We start from the raw sequence: 16,902 nt of genomic DNA on the forward strand, positions 1-16,902 counted from the left end.
GTGTCACCTGATTCGGTTGTGGGACGCCCTCAATCTAAGCGCGCAGACTTAAACCAAACTTAAGAGGCGGGCACCGGTGGGTATTGTGCCCTGCCCGGCTTACTTGCGGACCGGGACGCCGTTGTCGATCACGTCCGCCATGTCGTTGCGCCCCCGTTCGCGCAGGGCATCGCGGGCGCCGTGCCGGTCCCGCTCGTCCTTGTTCTGGTTGGCCTTGGAGACGGCGACGATGCGGTCGATTTCCACCTCGATGCCGACGATGGCGCCCAGCATCTTGTCGATGTAGGCCTCGGGCGCGTCGTTCAGCGACCAGGGCCGGGAGCCGTCGGCGGTGGCACGCGCCTCGTGCGTCCGCGTCAGCCGCGTGACGATCTGGCGGACGGCGTCCTTGTCGTCCCGGATCCGGATGCGGCCGTGGACGTGGACGACCTGGTAGTTCCAGGTCGGCACCTGCTGGTGGGTCTCATGCTTGCTGGGATACCAGTTGGGCGACACATACGCCTCGGCCCCCTGGAAGATCACCATCACGTCCTGACCGTCCTGGCAGCTTTTCCAGACCGGATTGCCGCGCGCGACGTGGGCCAGCAGCATGCCGTGAGGGCCCGCCGCCGCCTCGAATTCGAAGGGCAGATGCGTGGCGTCGAGGCCGTTCGGTCCATGCGTGACCAGCGCGCCAAGCGGATGACCGGTGATGACCCGGTGGATCTCGTCGACACGGGTTTCCTGAAAAAACGATGGGGCGTACATCTGTCGTTTCCTGTTGGGGGATTCGGGCGGATTGTGATGCGCACGCTGCGGCCATGCGCTATGTACTATCATCATAGTACGAACATGAAGTTTGTCATAGGACAAAATGACGATCACGGGAAAATCCGCGGCGGAGATCTTCGACAGCATTCGCTTGCAGGTGCAAACCGGCAAGCTGCCGCCGGGGGCCGCGTTGCCTCCGGTACGGGATTTGGCGGCGGCGCTGGAAGTCAATCGGAACACCGTCGCCGCCGCGTACAAGCGGCTGACGGCAACCGGGCTGGCACGGGCGCAAGGGCGGCTGGGCACGACCATCGCCGACCAGAACGCGCCCGGCGAACAGGAGGGGCAGAACTTCGATTCCCCGCTGGCGGATCTGGCCAGCGGCAATCCCAATCCCGACTGGCTGCCCGATCCGACTCGCCTGCTGGCGCGCGACGACTATCGGCCCCGGCTGTATGGCGAGCCGACGGTCAGCGACGCCCTGGAGGCGCTGGCGCGCCGGTGGTTCGACTCCGACTGCCCCGCCGGCTATCGAATCGACATGACGCATGGCGCCGTGGATGCGATCGAGCGGCTGGTGGCCGTCCATCTGGTCACGGGCGATGGCGTCGCCGTCGAGGATCCCTGCTTTCTCGGCACCATCAATGCGCTGCGGCTGGCCGGCATGCATGCGATTGGCGTCGAGACGGATGCGGAGGGGATGCGCCCCGAGTCGCTGGAGCGGGTGTTGTCGGCAGGGGCGCAGGCGGTGCTGATCACGCCGCGCGCGCAGAACCCGACCGGCTGCAGCCTGAGCGCGGCGCGTGCCGACGCGCTACGCGCGGTGCTGGCGAAGTTTCCGAACGTGCTGGCCATCGCCGACGACCATTTCGCGCTGCTCGCGGACGCGCCTTACGCCAGCGTCATCCCGGCGTCCACATGGCGATGGGCGCTGATCCGGTCCATGTCGAAGGCGCTGGGGCCGGACCTGCGCGTCGCGTTTGTCGCGTCGGATACCGCGACGTCGGACCGGCTGCGTGCGCGGCTTGCGCCCGGGATGACCTGGGTCAGCCATTTGCTGCAGGACATCGTGGGTGCGTGCCTGACCTCGCCGGAGGTGGCGACGATCATCGGCGAGGCCAAGGCGCAGTACACGCGCCGCCGCAACGAGCTTGCCGATGCGCTGCGCAGCCGGAATATTCCGGTGCCGCCGCTTGCCGATGGCTTCAACGTCTGGCTTCCGGTGGAGATGGATGCCACGGCGCTGGCGCACAGCCTGGCCAGACGGGGCTGGCTGGTCCGCAGCGCCCAGGCGTTCGCGGTGCACACGCCGATCCATGCCATCCGCATCACGGTATCGGCCCTGAAGGATGGTGAGGCCGACCGGCTGGCCGCGGATGTACGCCGGTGTCTTGACGGCGGCTGAGGTCGAAGGGCCGCCAGCCCATTGGCCGGCGGCCCTCCACGGCAGCCCTCCACGGCAACCTGCCACCGTGCCCTACCTGACCCCCTGCACGACCTGCACGCCCTGTGCGCGGCGCAGCACCGGCAGCAGTTCGGTCGGGTCCGGGCGGAACGTGTAGTCCGGATTCACCTCCGCATAGAGGATCGTGCCGTCCTGGCCGATCACGTACCGGGCCGGCATCGGCAAGGTCCAGCTTTCGTCGCCATTGAAGGCGGGCAGGTTGTTTCCGAGCCCCTTGTACAGGTCGATCAGTTCGGGCGGCAGCGCAAAGCGAAGCCCGAAGGCCGCCGCGACGCTGTTGCGCGTGTCGCTGAGGATCGGAAACTCCAGCTGGTTGACGCGCACGGCCTTGCGGCTGTTGACCGCGTTCTGCGGGGAGATGGCGACGAGATTCGCCCCCAGCTCCCGGATCGGCCCCAGCACTTCCTGCAGCGCCTGGAGCTCGATGTTGCAGTACGGGCACCAGACCCCACGGTAGAAGCTGATGACGAGCGGGCCCTGGGTCAGCAGTACCTCCGATGCCACCAGCTGGCCGCTGGCGTCCGCCAGCGCAAACGTTGGCGCGCGGTCGCCGGCGGCCAGCGCGCGCGCCGCCTGCCCCGAGGCAATCAGGGCTTCCGTCGCGCGTTGCATGACCGGGTGGATCTCCGGCGGCGCGAAGTAGGGCGCCTTGCCCGCGCGGAAGTCGGCCTTGAAGGCGTCGAGTTTGTCTTGCAGCGACATGGCTGTTCCTCTCTCTTCGGCGGATGGCGGGATCAGACCTGCGCCACGCCGCCATCGACAAACAACTCGATGCCGGAGATGAAGGCGCTGTCGTCGGAGGCCAGGAACAGCGCGGCCTTCGCCAGGTCGTCGCCGGTGCCCAGGCGGCCGGCCGGCGTATTGGCGGCGAGCGCGGCCTTGGTTTCCTCGTCCAGCAGGCCGTCGAGCCCCGGCGTCTGCGTATGGCCCGGCGACAGGACGTTGACGCGGATGCTGCGCGGCTTCAGGTCGACGATCCAGCTGCGGGCGAACGACCGGATGGCCGCCTTGGTCGCGTTGTAGACGGAGAACGACGGGAAGCCCTTGAGCGAGGCAATGGAGCCCGTCAGGATGACCGACGCGCCGTTCACCAGCAGCGGCAGGGCCTTCTGCACCGTGAAGAGCGTGCCGCGCACGTTGGTGTCGAACGTCTTGTCGAAGTGTTCCTCGGTGATCTCGCCAAAGGTGCCGAGTTCGTAGAAGCCTGCATTGGCGAACAACACGTCGAGGCGGCCTGCCTTGGCCCGGATCTCGGCGTAGACGCGGTCCAGGTCGGCGAGCTTGCCGGCGTCGGCCTGGATGGCGACGGCACCGTGGCCGATTTCCGCCACAGCCTTGTCGAGTGCCGTCTGGCGGCGGCCCGTGATGAACACGCGGGCGCCTTCGCTTGCGAAGCGCCTGGCCGTGGCCAGGCCGATGCCGGCACTGCCACCGGTGACGAGAGCGATTTTTCCTTCCAGTTTGCGAGACATGATGATTTCCTTTGTTTGGGACGGGCCCCGGCTGGGGCGCCTTGGAAGGAAGAGTAGGGGGGCGCGCGGGATGGCAGTAGACGGTGCGAGGGACTAAGAGTTATTCCCGGCCGGAATGGCGCGGCGCGGATGCCGGCGGCGGTAGACTGTGTGCCTGCCGCGCCGCGTCCGCTGGCGGCGCAAAAAAGACCGGGAGACAGGACTTGGACAAGATGGTGGCGATGGAAACGCTGGTGGCCGTGGTCGAGGCCGGGTCCTTCTCCGGGGCGGCGCGCCTGCTGGAAGTCGGCCAGCCTGCCGTGTCGAAGACCGTCGCCCAGCTGGAGGAACAACTCGGCGTGCGCCTGTTGATCCGGTCGACCCGTGGGCTGACGCCAACGGAGGCCGGCACGCGTTTCTATGAACACGCCAGACGCGCCATCGAGGCCGCGCAGGAAGCGGAAATGGCCGCCAGGGGGTCCGACGCCCAACTGACCGGCCGCCTGCGGGTCAGCGCGGCGGTCACTTTCGCCCGCATGCACGTGGTGCCCTATCTCGGGCGGTTTCTCGCCGAACATCCGCAGCTCTCCGTCGACGTGCTGCTGGAAGATGGCAACGTCGACCTGATGGCGCTGGGCGTGGATGTGGCCCTGCGGATGGGCAATCTGGGGGATTCGTCGATGACGGCGCGGCGCATCGCGCAGAGCCGCCGCGTGGTGCTGGGCAGCCCCCGGTATTTCGAGCAGGCCGGCGAGCCGATGTCGCCCGCGGACCTGGCATCGCACCAGGCCATTGTCTATGACCGGCAGGGCGGCGGCACGACCTGGGCGTTCCGGCATGGCAGCACGGAGATATCGGTGGAAGTCTCCGGCCGTCTGCGCGTGACGGCGGCGGAGGGCGTGCGCGCCGCGGTTCTCGGCGATCTGGGCGTGGCCATCGCGTCCGAATGGATGTTCGCCCCCGAGATCGCCAGCGGAGCCGTCAGGCCGGTGCTGACGGAATGGACGCTGCCGGCGGTGGACCTGTGGGCCGTGTTCCCGGCGGGCCGGCTGCCCGGCGCGAAGGCCCGCGCCTTCGTCGCCTTCGTCGAGGCCACGCTCAGGGATGCCCCGGGCCAGGGCTGACCGCTCGCATGGCCAGGTGCCCGGGGCTAGGTGCCGATGACTAGGTGCCCAGCGCGGCCATGTTCTCCACCCGCAACGTCTGCGGCACCGACAGCGAGATATCGGCCGCGCGCAGCTGCTTCAGGATCTCGAACAGCAGGTCGCTCTTGGTGGAGGCCGCGATCCGCGGGCTGTTCACGTAGCCCGTCACGCTCAGCGTGATCCCGTTCGGCGCCAGCTGGCTGAAGGTGACCGACGGCGCGGGAATGTCGAGAATGGCCTCGTTTTCGCGATAGGTCTCCAGCAGCAGATCCCGCACCTGCTCGGGATCGGTGTTCAGCGGAAAGGTGAGTTGCAGCGTGGCCACGCCTTGCGTGCTGTTGCTCATCGTCACGTTGCGCAGGTTCTGCGAGATCAGCTGCGAGTTCGGCACGATCACGGTGGAGCGGTCGCCCAGCTGGATCTCCGTCGCGCGCACGTTGATGCGCCGGATGTCGCCCTCCACGCCGGCAATGCTGACCATGTCGCCAACCTTGACAGGACGCTCGGTCAGCAGGATCAGGCCCGACACGAAGTTCTTCACGATCTCCTGCAGGCCGAAGCCGATCCCCACCGACAGCGCACTGACGATCCAGGCCAGGTTTTCCCATGTGACGCCCAGCAGCGACAGCGTCAGCAGCACGATCAGCACATAGCCCACGTTGCTGAACAGCGTGATCAGCGAGGCGCGCAGGCCCGGCTCCACGCACAGCTTGGGCAGCAATTCCGCATCCAGCCAGCGGCGGATCGTGCGCAGCAGCCAGATTCCCACTGTCAGCGCGATCACCGCGTTCAGGATGCGGTCCGGCATGATGTTGAGGGCGCGCAGCTTGTCGCCGCCGAGCACGGTCAGCAGGGTGTTGAGCAGGTCGGCCGGCGTGGTGCCGAAGCCGCCGGTCAGCAGTGCGAGCACCGCCAGCAACAGCAGCACGCTGGCGCCGACGCCCGAGAGCACCGTCGAGACCTGCTCCAGGTGCGTATCGCCCACGCCGAATAGCTGCTTGATCACGCGGCCACTGCGATGATGTGACGAGAACAGGTTCTCGCAGACATCGCGCGTCAGCTGGGTCAGCAGGTAGAGGCTGCACAGGACGATGTCGAACCAGACCAGTTCGTAGGTCAGGAAGCGGGCAAAGCTGATATAGCCGACCAGCAGCGCGATCATCGAGGCAATGACCACGATCGTCACGCCCGCGTGAATCAGGCCGGCCAGCGTGGCGCGGGCCTCGGGGCTTTCCCCGGCCGCCGCCAGCTCGGTGCGCACGCGGTTGGCGCGCAGCAGCGCGGCGCCGATGGTCAGCACCACCACCAGCGAGACCAGCCCGCGCCCGAGCAGCGTGACCTGCACGCTGGTGTCGGCCATGCGGTTGATTTGCTCGATCGTCCCGGCCAGCAACAGCAGACCGGCCAGCATGGTCGGGAACGGCTTCATCGCCAGCGCCACCGGGTCCGCCAGCGCGGGCAGCCGCCATGACGGGTGGCGCGTGCACAGCAGCGCACGCCCCAGGCCGGCGATCAGCGCGCTGGTCATCGTCAGCTTGGCCAGCACGCCCTGCAGGTCCTGAAGCTCTGGCGAGAGGGCATAGCCGCGCGTGAACGCCATGAAGACGATGTGCACCGCCAGCGCGGTGGTGACGACCGTGGTCAGTGCCGTGGCCAGCGCCAGCGCGCTGCGCCGGATGCGGGTTTCCGGCAGCCGCGTCAGGCAGAACCATGCGAGTCCGCGCTCGAGCAGGCGCCGGCCCAGCGACCAGACCGCCAGCGCCAACAGCAGCAATGCGACCGTCACGGCACGCTGGCCCGGCTCCCACGCCAGATCGAGCATCGGCACCACTTCATCCCTGAAGTAGCCGAGCCGCTCCTGGTCTTCCATCGACAACTTGAACAGCGGTTCCCAGAACTGCGGGGCGAGGATGCTTTCCGAGCGCAGGGCCAGCTGGTCCTTGATCTGGCTGCGCTGCAACTTGGCCAGCTGATCCTTCAGGTTGTCGATGTTGTCCTTGCTGTCGGCGGCCTGTTTCAGTTCGCCGTCGAGTTGCGTCCGACGCGCATTCAGCCCGGCGCGTTTCTGCACCACGGCAGGCGCTTCCTTGGCCGTGCCGGTTTCGGGCGGCGGGCCGAGCACATCGAGCTGTGCCTGCAACTGCGCACGCTGGGCTGTCAGCGTGGCCGTGAGCTTGTCGACATCGGTGGCGAGGTGCTTGAGGTCATCGTCGAGCCCTTCGAGCCGGGCGTTGCCCGAGTGGCTCGCGGCCAGTTGCTTGATCTGGTCCTGCTCGGTTTGCAGGCGCTTGAGTTCGCCAACGGCCTCGTTGTGCGTCAGCGTGACGGCTTGCGGGGCGTCGGCGTCCGATGCGGCTTCGGCGGCAACGGCGGCGGGTAGCGTGGCTGGCGTGAGATGAAACAGTGCAACCAGCACAAGGCTCAGGGCGAGCCTGGGGAGTTTGCTCATGGCGTGTCGTGGCGATTGATCGGGCAGCGCCGGTGATGCGGCAAGGAATGCGGATTGTCGTGACGGCACCGCGTGATGAGACGGGGTGGCGACAATCGAATGCCGGACGGCGCGGCGCGCCTGGGACGAACACAAGGAAGCGATGGCGCGCGATGGCGATCCACTTCCGCGAGAGTTGGCCAGTGACTTCAGAAGTCGGTACGCGGGCCGGATTGAGGCGGTCGGTTGGCCGTCTGGCGAGTTGACCGCGAAAGCCCGGATTATACGCAAGCGTATTGATCACTCGGGTGTACAGTAGCGCTGGCGCGCCCCCGGGCGCACACGGGGACGACATTTTCCCCGCAGGCTTTTTCCCGCATGCCCTCCCCACTGCAGACAGGAAGCCCCGACATGACTCTGGCGATCGACCGTATTGATCACATCGTTCTCAACGTGAAAGACGTGGAGACCAGCGCCGCCTGGTATGAGCAGGTGCTTGGCATGCGGCGCGAAGACTTTGCATCGCGCACCGGCACGCGCGTATCGGTGAAGTTCGGACAGCAGAAGATCAACCTGCGGCCCGTGGGCGAGGACACCGTGGCGTGGTTCACCGGCGTGCATCCCACATCGGGCAGCGATGACCTGTGTTTCATCACCCGGATGCCGCCGAAGGAAGTTCTCGCGCACTTCCTCGCCCACAAGGTGCCGGTGGAAGCGGGCCCGGCGCAGCGCACCGGCGCGTTGGGGGCGATGACGTCGGTCTACTGCCGCGACCCGGATGGCAACCTGATCGAGGTGGCGAGCTATCCTGTGGAGTGAGCGGCCACCGCAGGACGCGCCGGGCGATGGACCGGGTTTGGGATGGATCGCATGCAGCAACGCAAAGTGGAAACCCTGATCGTCCGCGTCGGGATGCCCCAGGCGGGGCTGCTGTCGTGCGTGGCGGATGACGTCTTCGACGCCCCCATCGATCCCGCTCAACTGGTGGCCTATCTGGCGGCGCCCGGACACCTGATGGTCATCGCGCTGGCCGCGGACCTGGTCGTCGGTCAGGTGCGCGGCATGATTCACTGGCATCCCGACCAGCCCGCCGAGCTCTATATCGATAACCTCGGCGTTGCGCCATCGCGCCGGCGTGAGGGCGTCGCCACGCGGCTGCTCGATGAGCTGACTGCGTGGGGGCGTAGCCTGGGCTGCGGGTCGGTCTGGCTCGGCACCGAGGTTGCCAATGCCGCCGCGCGCACGCTCTACAGCGGGCGAGGGCTGGAAACCCAGACCTTCGTGCTGTTTTCCGGATCCCTGGAAGACCTGCCCTGAGACAGTTGGAAGGAGCGGCAATCGGCAGGCGAGTCCTTCGACTCGTGCCGGCGGCCGTGGCGCCGCCACTTTCCCATCTCCCGTATCATGTGGCCCGCGACAAAAGCCGTACAGCCGTACAGCCGCACGCGGTTCACAGTTCTCATGCACAGATTCACGCTATTCCTGATCACACTGGCCTGCGCGGCCAACGTCCATGCCGCTGGCGATGTTGCCGCCGGCAATGCGCTCTTCACGACGCGCTGCGCGTCCTGCCATCACGTCGGGCCCTCGGCACGCGCCGCATTTGGCCCCCAGCTCAACGGCATCTTTGGCCGGACCGCCGGTAACACGAAGGATTTTCAGTATTCCGACGGCATGAAGGCCTCCGGCGTGGTGTGGTCCGATGACACGCTGCGCGCGTTCATCAAGGCGCCCGTGAAAGTGGTGCCGGGCACCAAGATGCGGTTCTGGGGCATCGGCAATGATGGCCAGATCAACGATTTGCTGGCCTACCTGCGCACCTTCCAGTAGTTTCCCGCGGGGTCTCGGCGACGGAGGCGCCCGCCAGATTCGTCAGGCCGCGCGCGTGCGCGCCAGGGCGGCAAGTCCGGCGCTGGCGATCAGCAAGCCACCGGTGGCGAAGAACGTCGAATGCAGGCCGAGGTGGACGGCGATCTGGCCGCCCAGCACCGGGCCCAGGACCTGGCCGCTGAACTGCGCGGATTGCAGGTAGCCGAGCATCGTGCCGGTGCTGCGCTCGCCGACGGCATTCCGGATCAGCTTGGCGACAGCAGGGAGGATGCCTGCGAGCGTCATCCCCATCACCATGCGCAGCGCGGCGAGCTGCCACCACTCCGTGACGAAGGCCTGCGGGATCATCGCGATCCCCGTGAGTACCAGGCAGGCCACGATGACATTCCAGCTGCCAATGCGATCCGCCAGCGCGCCCAGCCGCGCCGCCGTCAGCATGCTGCCGACCGCTGAACACGCCATGACGATCCCTGCGGTGCGGGCCAGATGGTCCGGGGCCACGCCAAGGCTGCCTATATAGATGGTGATGATCGGCTCGATCGACATGTTGGCCAGCAGCACCATCATCGCGACCAGGAGCAGCGTGGCGATCACGATGGCATGCTCGCGTCGGCCCGACGCGGCGGTGCCCTGGCCGGCACGCGCGCGCTGCCGGTCCGCCGGATGGAAATCTTCCTTCACGAAGAAGATGGTGCAGAGGGCGGCCACGGCAATCATGGCGCCGCCCGCGAAGAACGTGCCGCGAATGCCGATCCACCCCGGCAGGAAGCCGCCCACCAGCGGCCCGACCAGGCTGCCGGCCAGCGCGCCGGTCGACAGGATGCCCAACGCCCAGCCAGCCCGGTCCTTGGGTGCCTGGGTGCCCACCATCACCGTGGCGGCCGACGCATAGCCGCCCACCAGCCCCGCGATCAGCCGCAAGGCCACCAGTTCGTGCACGGTATGGGCCACGCCGATCAGCGACATCACCACGGCCATGCCCACCGCCGCGCGGATGAGCATGGGCTTCCGGCCGAAGCGATCGGCAAGGCGACCCCACAGCGGCGCGGTCACGGCGGTGCCGAGAAACGTGGCGCCGAAGGCGATGCCCGACCACTGGATCACCGCCGCGTCGGTGGTGACGCCCAGTTGCCGCACATAGATCGGCAGGAACGGCAGCAACATGCTCAGGCTGACCAGCGTGGTGAATGACCCGAACACCGAGACCGCCAGATTGCGCTTCCAGTGCAGCGTGTGGCGTTCGGCATAGCCGGGCAATGGCGCCGGGTTTGCGGAGCCGGTCAGTGGTTGGGCGGTGGAGGTCATGTCGTTCCCGTACAGTGGGCAAGGCAAAAGCTGGCGTGCAGGCCAACTAGCCGGGAGCCAGCGGATGCTGGCTGGATGGCAAGTCGATGCGTCTACTGTAGGGATTGCTGCGCTGCAATTGAATGCCTACACTGCGGCATTCAGTGTTACGCCCAGAGGAAGAATCGTGGATCGGATCGACGCAATGAAGGTCTTCGTTGCCACGCTCGACGAAGGCAGCCTGGCCGGGGCGGGTCGGCGGCTGGGCAAGTCCCCGGCGGCCGTCAGCCGCGCGATTGCCTTCCTCGAGGCGCATGTCGGCACCGAACTGCTGCACCGCACCACGCGATCGATCAAGCTCAGCGAGGCGGGGGAGCGCTACGCACTGGTTTGCCGCCGCGTGCTGATCGACCTGGAGGACGCGGACCGGGCCGCCGCCGGGGAGCACTCGGCGCCGCGCGGCACGCTGACGATCACCGCGCCGGTGGCCGCCGGCGAGGCGATCCTGCGGGACATCCTCGATGACTTCATGGATCGCTTTCCCGAAGTCTCCATCCGCCTGTACATGCTGGACCGGCCGGTAAACCTGATCGACGAGGGCATCGACATCGCCTTGCGCATCGCGCACCTGGCCGACTCCACGCTCGTCGCCCTGCGCGTGGGCGAGGTGCGGCGCGTGCTCGCCGCCGCCCCCGGCTACCTTTCCAGTCATCCACCCATCACCCAGCCAGCCGATCTGGCAGACCACCAGATCGTGGCGATGACCCACTTCGGCATCGATTCCTGGAGCTTTCCGCCGCTGGAAGGCTCCACCGTGGTGCGTTCCGTGCAATTCACGCCACGGTTCGTGGTCAACAGCATCCGTGCAGCCGTCGCCTCCGCGGCGCAGGGCCGGGGCGTCGTGCGGATGTTCTCGTATCACCTTGCCCAGGCGGTCACCGAAGGCAAGCTGCAAATCATCCTGCCGGGGGACGAGCACGCGCCGCTGCCCGTCCATCTGGTCACCCCGCAAGGGAGGCTGTCCGTGCCCAAGGTGCGCGCCTTTGTCGATTTCGCGTTGCCGCAACTGCGTGAAGCCTTCGCCGCGCATGCCGCCATGTGCAATACCACGACGCGCGACGTCTCCGAACGCAACGGCTGATTCGTTCGCCGCGCGGAAGAGTGTTTGCCGCCCGATGGTCATTCACTCGCCACTTGCCCGCATCTAGAGTGTGTTCCACGAGGGCACCGCATGGTGCGGCTGCCTCGAACGCCGAAGGCGCGAAAGGAACAGCGAGATGACGAAAACTGGTTCCACGGCCGGCAATTTCTGATCGGAGGCGTCATGCCGTTCGTCCATGTCCGGATTACGCGTGAGGGGGTCACGCGTGAACAGAAGGCGCAGATCATCGCCGAGATGACCGCGACGATGCAGCGCGTGCTCGGCAAGGCGCCGGAGCGCACGCACGTCGTGATTGACGAGGTCGATCCCGACAACTGGGGCGTCGGGGGTGAGTCGGCGACGGTTCGCCGAAGTCGCCCGGGGGGCTAGGGAAGCCGTCCCGCCCGGCCCATCGGACCGCAGGCCCGGCGTGGCCGGCATGGCAGGCATCTGCGACGGATTCTTGCCTCGCCACCTTTCATGATTCCAGCGCGCCTGCGACCGGTCCCCGGCCGCAGGCGCAGTCGCGTCCGCTTCTCGCGTCCGCTCGTCGCGCCCACCTGTCGCCCTGTGCCGGAAAAGACCTTCCGGACGTCCACTGGATGCCTTTTTGTATTGGTCTGTATCACGCCCGGCCCAGATACATAGGCTCACGGACCCGCCGGCAAATCGCTACGGGAGAGATACATCGGTCGCCTTAAATGCTTCACGTAGCGACGGCGGTGGCAAACATCCGATGGCACTGCCGGCTAATGCGACACCGGACCGCACCCGACAACTGCGTCGAGCCTCGGTCAGACCCTCTCACCGAACAGGAGCTTCATCATGACCACCATCCACATTGCCACGCTCGCCAAGCGCATCGCCGCTGTTGTCACCCTCGCCGCCGCAGCCGGCGCCGTGCATGCCGCGTCCGTCACCAGCGTGACCGCCGATCACGGCGTGAACGCAACCGCCGCCCGTATCGGGGAGCGCAGCCCCTACTACGACGGGGCGCGCAACGACAAGCGCGACCCGTTCTACGATGGCGCGCATATCGGCCAGCGCGACGTCTTTACGGAAGGCGCGCGCATCAGCAATCGCGACGGCTACCAGCCGGACTGACGCGGACACCAACCCGGACCGCTCCAGCGCGCAGCGCTTCCTTCTGACTGGCATTACACGGAAACCATCATGACCCAACTTGAAAAAGTCCTTTACACCGGCAAGACGCACACCTCCGCAGGTGGCCGCGATGGCACGTCGCGCAGCTCGGATGGTCGGCTGGATATCAAGCTCTCCTCGCCCGGCAGCGCCGGCGAAGGGACCAATCCGGAGCAACTTCTCGGCGCCGGCTGGTCGGCGTGCTTTATCAGCGCGATGGGCATTGCCGCACGCAGCATGAACGTCGTGCTGCCGCTGGACACGGCCGTCGATGCCGAGGTGGACCTGGGCAGCACGCAAGGCGCCTACTTCCTGCAGGCGCGCCTGAATGTCAGCCTGCCGGGCGTGGCGCCCGAGATCGCGCAGGCATTGGTGGACGCGGCGCACCAGACCTGCCCGTACTCCAAGGCCACGCGCGGCAACATCGGTGTGGAAATCAACCTGGTCTGAGCCGGGGTGGCGGGGCGCGTCGCCTGCCTGTATGCGTGGGCAGCGGCGTGGGCAGGCGGGGCTGGCAGGCGGATGCCGGCCGGCCCCGCATCTCGCGGTCATCCCGGGGCACTTTCGAGGGATTGCCGGACTGACGTCGGCATGATTGAATCAGCGGCCCCTTATCCCGTAACCCGTATGCCGGATCTCGTCGACAATTCCGCGACGCAGACGCCGGCGGGGTGACGACATGGACGCCAACAAGGACGCCGCCGATGAAGTTGCTGACCGCAATCCCGATCATCCGGATTTTTTCCGTCGAGAAGGCCAAGGAGTTTTATCTGGACTATCTCGGCTTCACGCTCGAGTGGGAACATCGCTTCGAGCCCGATCTGCCGCTGTACGCGCAGATCAGGCGGTCCGGCGTCACGCTGCACCTGAGCGAGCACCACGGCGATGCCACACCCGGGTCGGCCGTGTTCGTGCCGGTCGAAGGCATCGATTCGCTGCTGCAGGACCTTGAGTCAAGACGTCACCCCAACCTCCGCCCCAGCATCGAGACTGTCGACTGGGGGCGTCTGCTGCAACTGGTCGATCCCTTCGGCAATCGCCTTCGCTTCTGCGAACTGACGCCCGACTAGGACAGCGGGGCGACCGGCGACTCGTCGGTCGCCAAGTCAGGCCTCGGGTTTCTGGCAGACCACTTCGATGTTGTGCCCGTCCGGACCAATCACGAAAGCCGCGAAGTAGTTCGCGTGATAGTGCGGGCGCAGACCGGGCGCACCGTTGTCTTTGCCACCCGCCTCCAGCGCCGCGCGATAGAAAGCTTCGACCTGCTCACGATTCTCGGCCGTGAACGCCAGATGAAGATGCGCCGGCTTCTCCTCGGTCTGGAACAGACACAGTGAAGCCTTGCCCTTTGGGCAGAGCTCGACGCCGTACGTCGGCGGCCCCTCCGAGGCAACCGCTACGCCGAGCGGTTCGAGTGCCTTGAGGAAGAACGCCTTGCTCGCTGCATAGTCGCTGACTCCGAATTTGACGTGGTCAAACATCAGTTCTCCTGAAATGTGTCGGCCTGCGCAAAGCCTGAAGTACGTATCCCGCAAGGCAGTCTACTAGCCATCCGTCAGGACCTTGAGCGCGAGGGGATTTGTCGCCGCCGTCCGGTTTGATCCAATCGCGACCACGCTGTAGTTGGTCGCGCCATTGGCGGTCAATCTCGTCTGGATCACCGTCGTCGACGTCCCCGCAATATTGACCTTGACGTCATAGGTGCCGGCCGCCAGGTTCAGATAGCCACTATTCGCCCCGAACAGCATCTTGGCGAACACCACCTGGCCATTGAACAGCACGTCGACGGGCCCGGCGTCAGGCGCCGTGTGGATCACGCGCACCGCCGCCTGTCCTGCCGGTGGCGCCTGGGTCTGATCCGTGACGGTCAGTCCCTGCATACTCGCCGCGAAATTCGCGGCGATGATTGTGTAGGCTGTCGCATTCACCAGTTTCAGCGATACATCGATCAGCGTCGTCGACGTGCCAGTCACGTTGAATGCGATCCGGTGCGTACCCGTGGAGAAGATCAGGTAAGCGGAAGCCGCCGAATAAGGCACGTTCGAGAGCACGCGTGCGCCGTCGACGAGAACATCGAGGTTCGGTGCATCCGGAGAAACATGAAGCACACGAACGCGCGCCGTGCTGTCGTCGTTCACATCGGCAACGCAACTGCCGAGCTGTGCAATAAGCAAGACGGATAACAGAAGACCAATCAGGCGCCGCATCCTGGCCTCTCGCAGAGGGTTGCCAGTCTTCAAGATAGTGCGGCGATCACCCTCGTGCTTGAATCTGGCTGGCGCCGCGACTTGAATCCACTTGCTGCTTGCCGCCTCTGCCATCCCGCTATGCGTTCGCTTCTCCGAGCACCATGAGATGCATCTCACGCCGGTCGACAAAACCGAGCGTCCGATAGAGCGCGATGGCGGCGTGGTTCGTTGTGAGCACGTGCAGGAAGGGCGTCTCGGCGCGCGCGCGGATGGCCGCGATCAGCAGCCTCATCAGGCCGGCCGCATGACCTTGCCCCCGAAAAGCGGCATCTACACAGACGGCACTGATTTCGGTGTATCCGTCGAGCCGCATGCGCTCGCCCGCCATGGCGGCCAGCTTGCCCTGTCTACGCACGCCAAGATAGTCGCCAAGTTCAATGGTGCGCGGGCCAAAGGGTCCGGGCTCTGTTGCAGTGGTCAGGGCGACCATCTCCGGCACATCACGCTCGACGAGCCGGACGTGTTCCCAGGCACTCGTGGGGTCGGGCTCGCCTTGCCAGATCATTTGAAGCAGCGTCGTATGCCCGATGACGGAGAACCCGGCCGGGGGCAGGACCTCGTCCGGGGTAACCAAAGCAACCGGACCCTGCGCCTTGATCAATCCACGCAAGGCTGCGAAGGATGTCGGACCGGCATCGGCCATGGCAGCAAAGCGCCCAATGGCTGGCTGAAACCGCCGTGCCCGATCATCCCCGAGCGCGAAGCGGCTCTGCTTGCCGGTGAGCGCATTCCATACGACGTTGTCTAGCGGGTGCGCGCTGCCGGTATCTTTTCTTGCTGCTGCCTCAGACATTGCTTGCTCCTCCATGGAAGATTTTCCGTCGCGCAGAATAGACGCAAACCCTCCGGGGAAGTAGCATCGCAAATGACATTATTCGGGTCATTTACGCCATGCGCATATTCGTTTTTCTCCTGGATGGCGTGTTCGATACGGGCATGGCTGTCGTGCTCGACGCTATCAGGATCGCGAATGGACTGGCCGCGGCCGCGCGTCCCGGCGAGCCCCGCCCGTTCGACGTCGAGTTGGTCGGCCTCCGTACCCGAATCAAGACGGCGCTCGGCATGAGCGTGGCCACCAAGAAGGCGCGCACCATGCCGCTGCCCGACTGGATCGTGGTGCCCGCGATCAGTGCCGGAACACCCGATACGTTGGTGAAATGTCTCGAACATCCGGCCGTACGGGATGCCGGCACACAATTGCGTCATTGGCAAGGGCAGGGCGGCCGAATCGCCGCCGCTTGCATAGGGACCTTCATCCTCGCCGAATCGGGCCTGCTCGACGGGCAGGAGGCGACCACAACATGGTGGCTCAGTCCGCTATTCCGAAGCCGCTACCCTGAGGTTCGCCTCGACCAGGACCGCATGGTCGTCCCTTCGGGACCGGTCGTGACCGCTGGCGCGGCGATGGGGCATCTGGATCTTGCGCTCTGGCTGATTCGGCAATCGAGCCCCGAATTAGCCACGCTCGTGGCGCGGTACATGTTGGTCGACGGACGGGTATCCCAGGCGCCTTACATCATCCCCGATCACCTCGCGCATAGTGATCCGCTTATCGAACGGTTCGAGCGATGGACACGCGCGAATCTGGCGAGGGGATTCTCGCTGCAAGGGGCGGCGCATGACCTCGCAACGAGCCCGAGGACGCTGCAAAGGCGTGCCGAGGCCGTGCTCGGCAAATCCCCCTTGTCGTACTTTCAGGATCGACGGGTCGAGCGCGCCAGGCATCTTATCGAGACAAGCTCGATGGATCTGGATGCAATTGCCGCGGAAGTCGGCTATGCGGACGGCGCAACGCTTCGAACGCTGCTTCGCCGGAGACTGGGCCGAGGGGTGCGCCAGCTCAGATCAAGCTGAGCGTTCCGCAACCCTCAGTCACGCCGCAAATCAGCGACGAACCCAAAAAAAAGCCCGCGACGAGGTCGCGGGCGCGGGTGCAAATGTCGAGGGGTCATTCACGACAGGTGGATTGTCCTTGAATGTATGAAACATTGTCTTCCCCTCGGTGGTAGGGCGCAG

19 protein-coding genes are annotated in these 16,902 nt (G+C 66.1%); 11 read left to right on the top strand and 8 right to left on the bottom strand.

Going from position 1 to position 16,902, the window contains the following annotated elements; all coding sequences use genetic code 11:
- Positions 1–99: 99 nt before the first annotated feature.
- On the bottom strand, positions 100–747 hold the full coding sequence (locus BLR29_RS13525) for an FMN-binding negative transcriptional regulator (RefSeq protein WP_092137517.1): 648 nt from the start codon (positions 745–747) through the stop codon (positions 100–102).
- Positions 748–853: 106 nt separating this feature from the next.
- On the opposite strand from BLR29_RS13525, the gene ptsJ reads away from it, so the two are divergent.
- Positions 854–2,155 carry a MocR-like B6 salvage transcription factor PtsJ gene (ptsJ, locus tag BLR29_RS13530; RefSeq protein ID WP_092137519.1) on the top strand — a complete coding sequence of 434 codons (1,302 nt, stop codon included), beginning with the start codon at positions 854–856 and terminating at the stop codon, positions 2,153–2,155.
- 72 nt (positions 2,156–2,227) lie between these two features.
- On the opposite strand, the gene BLR29_RS13535 is transcribed toward ptsJ, so the two are convergent.
- Both BLR29_RS13535 and BLR29_RS13540 read right to left on the bottom strand, forming a co-directional pair.
- Entirely contained in the window at positions 2,228–2,917 is a 690-nt protein-coding gene (locus BLR29_RS13535; RefSeq protein WP_092137520.1) for a peroxiredoxin-like family protein, read from the bottom strand.
- A gap of 32 nt (positions 2,918–2,949) precedes the next feature.
- Positions 2,950–3,687, bottom strand: coding sequence for a glucose 1-dehydrogenase (locus BLR29_RS13540; RefSeq protein ID WP_092137521.1), 738 nt, complete (start codon positions 3,685–3,687; stop codon positions 2,950–2,952).
- Positions 3,688–3,890: 203 nt separating this feature from the next.
- On the opposite strand from BLR29_RS13540, the gene BLR29_RS13545 reads away from it, so the two are divergent.
- On the top strand, positions 3,891–4,790 hold the full coding sequence (locus tag BLR29_RS13545; protein WP_092137522.1) for a LysR family transcriptional regulator: 900 nt from the start codon (positions 3,891–3,893) through the stop codon (positions 4,788–4,790).
- A 40-nt stretch (positions 4,791–4,830) separates the two neighbouring features.
- On the opposite strand, the gene BLR29_RS13550 is transcribed toward BLR29_RS13545, so the two are convergent.
- Positions 4,831–7,260: a DUF3772 domain-containing protein gene (locus tag BLR29_RS13550; RefSeq protein ID WP_092137523.1), complete on the bottom strand. Its 2,430-nt coding sequence runs from the start codon at positions 7,258–7,260 to the stop codon at positions 4,831–4,833.
- Between the two features lie 390 nt (positions 7,261–7,650).
- Here BLR29_RS13550 and BLR29_RS13555 point away from each other — a divergent pair, with 390 nt between their 5' ends.
- The 3 genes from BLR29_RS13555 (at position 7,651) to BLR29_RS13565 (ending at position 9,069) form a co-directional block, all read left to right on the top strand.
- Positions 7,651–8,058, top strand: coding sequence for a VOC family protein (locus BLR29_RS13555; RefSeq protein ID WP_092137524.1), 408 nt, complete (start codon positions 7,651–7,653; stop codon positions 8,056–8,058).
- A 51-nt stretch (positions 8,059–8,109) separates the two neighbouring features.
- Positions 8,110–8,556, top strand: a complete 447-nt coding sequence (locus tag BLR29_RS13560; RefSeq protein ID WP_218132695.1) for a GNAT family N-acetyltransferase — start codon at positions 8,110–8,112, stop codon at positions 8,554–8,556.
- A 144-nt stretch (positions 8,557–8,700) separates the two neighbouring features.
- The gene (locus BLR29_RS13565; protein ID WP_092137525.1) at positions 8,701–9,069 is read left to right on the top strand and encodes a c-type cytochrome; all 369 of its coding nucleotides are present in this window, start codon (positions 8,701–8,703) and stop codon (positions 9,067–9,069) included.
- Between the two features lie 42 nt (positions 9,070–9,111).
- On the opposite strand, the gene BLR29_RS13570 is transcribed toward BLR29_RS13565, so the two are convergent.
- Positions 9,112–10,374: an MFS transporter gene (locus BLR29_RS13570; protein WP_092137526.1), complete on the bottom strand. Its 1,263-nt coding sequence runs from the start codon at positions 10,372–10,374 to the stop codon at positions 9,112–9,114.
- A gap of 166 nt (positions 10,375–10,540) precedes the next feature.
- On the opposite strand from BLR29_RS13570, the gene BLR29_RS13575 reads away from it, so the two are divergent.
- The 5 genes from BLR29_RS13575 (at position 10,541) to BLR29_RS13595 (ending at position 13,707) form a co-directional block, all read left to right on the top strand.
- Positions 10,541–11,494 carry a LysR family transcriptional regulator gene (locus BLR29_RS13575; protein WP_092137527.1) on the top strand — a complete coding sequence of 318 codons (954 nt, stop codon included), beginning with the start codon at positions 10,541–10,543 and terminating at the stop codon, positions 11,492–11,494.
- 90 nt (positions 11,495–11,584) lie between these two features.
- Positions 11,585–11,884, top strand: a complete 300-nt coding sequence (locus tag BLR29_RS13580) for a tautomerase family protein (protein WP_369804604.1) — start codon at positions 11,585–11,587, stop codon at positions 11,882–11,884.
- 435 nt (positions 11,885–12,319) lie between these two features.
- Complete coding sequence (locus BLR29_RS13585) at positions 12,320–12,598, top strand: hypothetical protein (RefSeq protein WP_092137528.1); 279 nt, start codon at positions 12,320–12,322, stop codon at positions 12,596–12,598.
- Between the two features lie 69 nt (positions 12,599–12,667).
- Positions 12,668–13,087 (top strand): organic hydroperoxide resistance protein, encoded by a 420-nt coding sequence (locus BLR29_RS13590; RefSeq protein WP_092137529.1) that lies wholly within the window; start codon positions 12,668–12,670, stop codon positions 13,085–13,087.
- A gap of 254 nt (positions 13,088–13,341) precedes the next feature.
- The gene (locus BLR29_RS13595) at positions 13,342–13,707 is read left to right on the top strand and encodes a glyoxalase superfamily protein (protein WP_092137530.1); all 366 of its coding nucleotides are present in this window, start codon (positions 13,342–13,344) and stop codon (positions 13,705–13,707) included.
- 36 nt (positions 13,708–13,743) lie between these two features.
- On the opposite strand, the gene BLR29_RS13600 is transcribed toward BLR29_RS13595, so the two are convergent.
- The 3 genes from BLR29_RS13600 to BLR29_RS13610 form a co-directional block, all read right to left on the bottom strand.
- Positions 13,744–14,118 (bottom strand): VOC family protein, encoded by a 375-nt coding sequence (locus BLR29_RS13600; protein WP_092137531.1) that lies wholly within the window; start codon positions 14,116–14,118, stop codon positions 13,744–13,746.
- A 63-nt stretch (positions 14,119–14,181) separates the two neighbouring features.
- Positions 14,182–14,844 carry a DUF4397 domain-containing protein gene (locus BLR29_RS13605; RefSeq protein ID WP_176860947.1) on the bottom strand — a complete coding sequence of 221 codons (663 nt, stop codon included), beginning with the start codon at positions 14,842–14,844 and terminating at the stop codon, positions 14,182–14,184.
- Between the two features lie 118 nt (positions 14,845–14,962).
- Positions 14,963–15,679: a GNAT family N-acetyltransferase gene (locus tag BLR29_RS13610; RefSeq protein ID WP_092137803.1), complete on the bottom strand. Its 717-nt coding sequence runs from the start codon at positions 15,677–15,679 to the stop codon at positions 14,963–14,965.
- Positions 15,680–15,777: 98 nt separating this feature from the next.
- Here BLR29_RS13610 and BLR29_RS13615 point away from each other — a divergent pair, with 98 nt between their 5' ends.
- Positions 15,778–16,740 carry a GlxA family transcriptional regulator gene (locus BLR29_RS13615; protein WP_092137533.1) on the top strand — a complete coding sequence of 321 codons (963 nt, stop codon included), beginning with the start codon at positions 15,778–15,780 and terminating at the stop codon, positions 16,738–16,740.
- Positions 16,741–16,902: the final 162 nt, after the last annotated feature.

This window comes from Cupriavidus sp. YR651, from assembly GCF_900101625.1.
Lineage (GTDB): Bacteria > Pseudomonadota > Gammaproteobacteria > Burkholderiales > Burkholderiaceae > Cupriavidus.

Excerpts from the sequence above, each read along its gene's own strand:
- BLR29_RS13525 (WP_092137517.1), bottom strand. The coding sequence starts at position 747 with ATGTACGCCCCATCGTTTTTTCAGGAAACCCGTGTCGACGAGATCCAC.
- ptsJ (WP_092137519.1), top strand. The coding sequence starts at position 854 with ATGACGATCACGGGAAAATCCGCGGCGGAGATCTTCGACAGCATTCGC.
- BLR29_RS13535 (WP_092137520.1), bottom strand. The coding sequence starts at position 2,917 with ATGTCGCTGCAAGACAAACTCGACGCCTTCAAGGCCGACTTCCGCGCG.
- BLR29_RS13540 (WP_092137521.1), bottom strand. The coding sequence starts at position 3,687 with ATGTCTCGCAAACTGGAAGGAAAAATCGCTCTCGTCACCGGTGGCAGT.
- BLR29_RS13550 (WP_092137523.1), bottom strand. The coding sequence starts at position 7,260 with ATGAGCAAACTCCCCAGGCTCGCCCTGAGCCTTGTGCTGGTTGCACTG.
- BLR29_RS13555 (WP_092137524.1), top strand. The coding sequence starts at position 7,651 with ATGACTCTGGCGATCGACCGTATTGATCACATCGTTCTCAACGTGAAA.
- BLR29_RS13560 (WP_218132695.1), top strand. The coding sequence starts at position 8,110 with ATGCAGCAACGCAAAGTGGAAACCCTGATCGTCCGCGTCGGGATGCCC.
- BLR29_RS13565 (WP_092137525.1), top strand. The coding sequence starts at position 8,701 with ATGCACAGATTCACGCTATTCCTGATCACACTGGCCTGCGCGGCCAAC.
- BLR29_RS13570 (WP_092137526.1), bottom strand. The coding sequence starts at position 10,374 with ATGACCTCCACCGCCCAACCACTGACCGGCTCCGCAAACCCGGCGCCA.
- BLR29_RS13580 (WP_369804604.1), top strand. The coding sequence starts at position 11,585 with ATGGTGCGGCTGCCTCGAACGCCGAAGGCGCGAAAGGAACAGCGAGAT.
- BLR29_RS13585 (WP_092137528.1), top strand. The coding sequence starts at position 12,320 with ATGACCACCATCCACATTGCCACGCTCGCCAAGCGCATCGCCGCTGTT.
- BLR29_RS13590 (WP_092137529.1), top strand. The coding sequence starts at position 12,668 with ATGACCCAACTTGAAAAAGTCCTTTACACCGGCAAGACGCACACCTCC.
- BLR29_RS13595 (WP_092137530.1), top strand. The coding sequence starts at position 13,342 with ATGAAGTTGCTGACCGCAATCCCGATCATCCGGATTTTTTCCGTCGAG.
- BLR29_RS13600 (WP_092137531.1), bottom strand. The coding sequence starts at position 14,118 with ATGTTTGACCACGTCAAATTCGGAGTCAGCGACTATGCAGCGAGCAAG.
- BLR29_RS13605 (WP_176860947.1), bottom strand. The coding sequence starts at position 14,844 with ATGCGGCGCCTGATTGGTCTTCTGTTATCCGTCTTGCTTATTGCACAG.
- BLR29_RS13610 (WP_092137803.1), bottom strand. The coding sequence starts at position 15,679 with ATGTCTGAGGCAGCAGCAAGAAAAGATACCGGCAGCGCGCACCCGCTA.
- BLR29_RS13615 (WP_092137533.1), top strand. The coding sequence starts at position 15,778 with ATGCGCATATTCGTTTTTCTCCTGGATGGCGTGTTCGATACGGGCATG.